The following is a 3,275-nucleotide window of genomic DNA, read 5'->3' as shown; positions in this document are numbered from 1 at the left end:
CGAAACCGTGTTCGAGAGCATCGACCGGTTGATGCGTCTGCGCCATGTGTTGTCCACCGACAACGCCCTGGGCGATCTGGTGTTCATCGATGTACCGTGTTCGAGAGCATCGACCGGTTGATGCGTCTGCGCCATGTGTTGTCCACCGACAACGCCCTGGGCGATCTGGTGTTCATCGATGTCGGTAGCACCGGCACCGCCACCACCACGCTCGAGTTGGGCCAGAACATCCAAGAAGGTAGCTGGCTGCGAACTCGACTTCAAGGCGGTGATGTCCAGCTATGTCGTCAAAGGCCAGCGTGCAGGCAATGACGGCGACTTTGGCGTCGATGCCAACGCGAACTCGACTTCAAGGCGGTGATGTCCAGCTATGTCGTCAAAGGCCAGCGTGCAGGCAATGACGGCGACTTTGGCGTCGATGCCAACGAAGTCCAGGGTGACGATGACGACATGGCCGCATTCGAAGGGGGCATCGCCCGCCGATACCGGCACGCCGGTCACCGCCAGTCTGGCCGATGCACGTTCCAAGCGCTTCCGTGTCCTGGTCCTCAAGCAGGCCGGCCATGCCGATGCTGGCACCTGCCAGGACCGCGCGCTGTACGAACGCGCACACCGGATACCGGCACGCCGGTCACCGCCAGTCTGGCCGATGCACGTTCCAAGCGCTTCCGTGTCCTGGTCCTCAAGCAGGCCGGCCATGCCGATGCTGGCACCTGCCAGGACCGCGCGCTGTACGAACGCGCACACCGGGCCGCCAAGCAAGGCGCTCGAAGCCACGTATACGGTCGCCGGCTGGCGTCAAGGTGATGGACAACTGTGGATGCCGAACCTGCTCGTGCGTGTGCGCGACGCGCGCTCGAAGCCACGTATACGGTCGCCGGCTGGCGTCAAGGTGATGGACAACTGTGGATGCCGAACCTGCTCGTGCGTGTGCGCGACGCGCTGATCGGCTTCGACCAGACGATGGTCATCGCCGAAGCGCATTACCTGCTCGACGATGACGGACTGCGCACGCAGCTGCGTGTGGGTCCCCCCGATGGTTACCGCTCCAAGGCCGCCAAATCAAGCAAGGGCATCAAGCGTGGCGGCGGCGACACCTGGGCCGAAGTGGAATGAGACAGCGCAGATGATGGAATTCAACGCCAAATCAAGCAAGGGCATCAAGCGTGGCGGCGGCGACACCTGGGCCGAAGTGGAATGAGACAGCGCAGATGATGGAATTCAACCGTCTGATGGCGCCCTATGCCAGACGCCTATCGAACATGGTCGCCAGAGGCACCGTGTCCCTGGTCAACGCGGCCAGCAAGATGCAAAGCGTCTGATGGCGCCCTATGCCAGACGCCTATCGAACATGGTCGCCAGAGGCACCGTGTCCCTGGTCAACGCGGCCAGCAAGATGCAAAGCCTTCAGCTGCGCCTGTTAGCCGGCGAGTCCAAAGCCGACGTCGAGCATTTCGAGCCGTATGGCTTGACCAGTCATCCTCAACCTGGCGCCGAATGCATCGCCCTATTCCTCGATGGAGACCGCTCCCACGGCGTGGTCATGTGCGTGGCCGACCGACGCTATCGCGTTAAAAGCCTAAAGCCTGGAAGGAGAGCGGCGAAGTCATCCTGCATGACGACCAGGGACAATCGGTCTACCTCATGCGCAATGGCATCAAGCTGACCGACAAGGCCGGATCGACCGTGGTGCTGCAAGGGGACGGCAGCGGGGTCATGACCTTCAACGCCGGTCTCACGATCAATGCCAACAGCAAGGTGGTCGGAACATTGGAGGTCACGCAGAACATCACCTGCCAGGCCAGCATCACGGCGGCACAGGATGTCGGCGATCAGCGCGGCACCAAGACCATGGCGGGCATGCGTGCGGTCTTCAACGCCCACACGCACAGCGGCACCGACAGCCACGGCGACAGCTTCACCAGCAAACCGCCCAATTCAACGCAATAGACCCACGCCCACACCATGCGCGACGCCATGCCCCTGACCGCCGTTTTCGGCGGCCAGACAACCCCGCTCGGCCTGCTCCAGGACATCGACAACGACAAACGCCATCCGTTGGTGCGGGCCGTCCTCATCAGCTTGTTCACTTGGCGTCGGGCCAACGCCGACGAATCCTGCATGACGACCAGGGACAATCGGTCTACCTCATGCGCAATGGCATCAAGCTGACCGACAAGGCCGGATCGACCGTGGTGCTGCAAGGGGACGGCAGCGGGGTCATGACCTTCAACGCCGGTCTCACGATCAATGCCAACAGCAAGGTGGTCGGAACATTGGAGGTCACGCAGAACATCACCTGCCAGGCCAGCATCACGGCGGCACAGGATGTCGGCGATCAGCGCGGCACCAAGACCATGGCGGGCATGCGTGCGGTCTTCAACGCCCACACGCACAGCGGCACCGACAGCCACGGCGACAGCTTCACCAGCAAACCGCCCAATTCAACGCAATAGACCCACGCCCACACCATGCGCGACGCCATGCCCCTGACCGCCGTTTTCGGCGGCCAGACAACCCCGCTCGGCCTGCTCCAGGACATCGACAACGACAAACGCCATCCGTTGGTGCGGGCCGTCCTCATCAGCTTGTTCACTTGGCGTCGGGCCAACGCCGACGACACCCCTTGCCCGATCCGCGTGGCTTTCGCATGGGCTGGTGGGGCGACACCTATCCCGTGGTGGCCAACGACCGCATCGGCTCACGGCTGTGGCTGCTGCCCGATCCGCGTGGCTTTCGCATGGGCTGGTGGGGCGACACCTATCCCGTGGTGGCCAACGACCGCATCGGCTCACGGCTGTGGCTGCTGGCAGGCACGCGCCAAGCTCACCCCGTCCACGGTGCAACGCGCCCAGGACTACGCCGAAGAAGCCCTGCAGTGGCTGATCGACGACGGTGTCGCTGCACGCATCGCCGTGCGCGCCGAGCGCCAGGGTCTGTCCACGCTGGCCCTGCAATGCACGCTGTTCGCAGCCGATGGCACCGCCAACGCCGTTCTGAGGTTCGACAACCTCTGGAGTCTCTTGAATGTTTAACCGCCCGTCCCTGTCGGAGCTGATCAATCGCACCACGAACGACGTGTTCCATGAGGTTCGACAACCTCTGGAGTCTCTTGAATGTTTAACCGCCCGTCCCTGTCGGAGCTGATCAATCGCACCACGAACGACGTGTTCCAACGTCGACAGCAGGACAACGTGTTGCGCCGCGCCGACGCACAGGTCTACGCCCGCGTCCTGGCAGGTGTGGCCCATGGGTTATACGGCTTTATCGAATGG

At 63.0% G+C, this 3,275-nt stretch carries 6 protein-coding genes; 5 read left to right on the top strand and 1 reads right to left on the bottom strand.

Annotated features, from left to right (window positions below; genetic code table 11):
* The first annotated feature begins 96 nt into the window (after nucleotides 1–96).
* Nucleotides 97–312, top strand: coding sequence for a hypothetical protein (locus XANALMUS060_RS20845; protein ID WP_161795490.1), 216 nt, complete (start codon nucleotides 97–99; stop codon nucleotides 310–312).
* Here the strand turns inward: XANALMUS060_RS20845 and XANALMUS060_RS20295 are convergent.
* On the bottom strand, nucleotides 280–528 hold the full coding sequence (locus tag XANALMUS060_RS20295; protein WP_152640601.1) for a hypothetical protein: 249 nt from the start codon (nucleotides 526–528) through the stop codon (nucleotides 280–282). The genes XANALMUS060_RS20845 and XANALMUS060_RS20295 overlap by 33 nt on opposite strands.
* Before the next feature lie 381 nt (nucleotides 529–909).
* Between XANALMUS060_RS20295 and XANALMUS060_RS16795 the strand changes: the two genes are divergently transcribed.
* The 4 genes from XANALMUS060_RS16795 (at nucleotide 910) to XANALMUS060_RS17960 (ending at nucleotide 3,035) form a co-directional block, all read left to right on the top strand.
* Nucleotides 910–1,116: a hypothetical protein gene (locus tag XANALMUS060_RS16795; RefSeq protein ID WP_152640600.1), complete on the top strand. Its 207-nt coding sequence runs from the start codon at nucleotides 910–912 to the stop codon at nucleotides 1,114–1,116.
* 528 nt (nucleotides 1,117–1,644) lie between these two features.
* Nucleotides 1,645–1,950, top strand: coding sequence for a hypothetical protein (locus XANALMUS060_RS21030; protein ID WP_045739414.1), 306 nt, complete (start codon nucleotides 1,645–1,647; stop codon nucleotides 1,948–1,950).
* Nucleotides 1,951–2,150: 200 nt separating this feature from the next.
* Nucleotides 2,151–2,456, top strand: a complete 306-nt coding sequence (locus XANALMUS060_RS16780) for a hypothetical protein (RefSeq protein ID WP_045739414.1) — start codon at nucleotides 2,151–2,153, stop codon at nucleotides 2,454–2,456.
* A gap of 111 nt (nucleotides 2,457–2,567) precedes the next feature.
* On the top strand, nucleotides 2,568–3,035 hold the full coding sequence (locus tag XANALMUS060_RS17960) for a phage GP46 family protein (protein WP_235430597.1): 468 nt from the start codon (nucleotides 2,568–2,570) through the stop codon (nucleotides 3,033–3,035).
* Nucleotides 3,036–3,275: the final 240 nt, after the last annotated feature.

It is taken from the genome of Xanthomonas sp. MUS 060 (genome assembly GCF_000963215.1).
Classification (GTDB): domain Bacteria; phylum Pseudomonadota; class Gammaproteobacteria; order Xanthomonadales; family Xanthomonadaceae; genus Xanthomonas_A.
The sequence above is the reverse complement of the archived record's forward strand: the minus strand, read 5'-3'. Positions and strand labels throughout refer to the sequence as shown.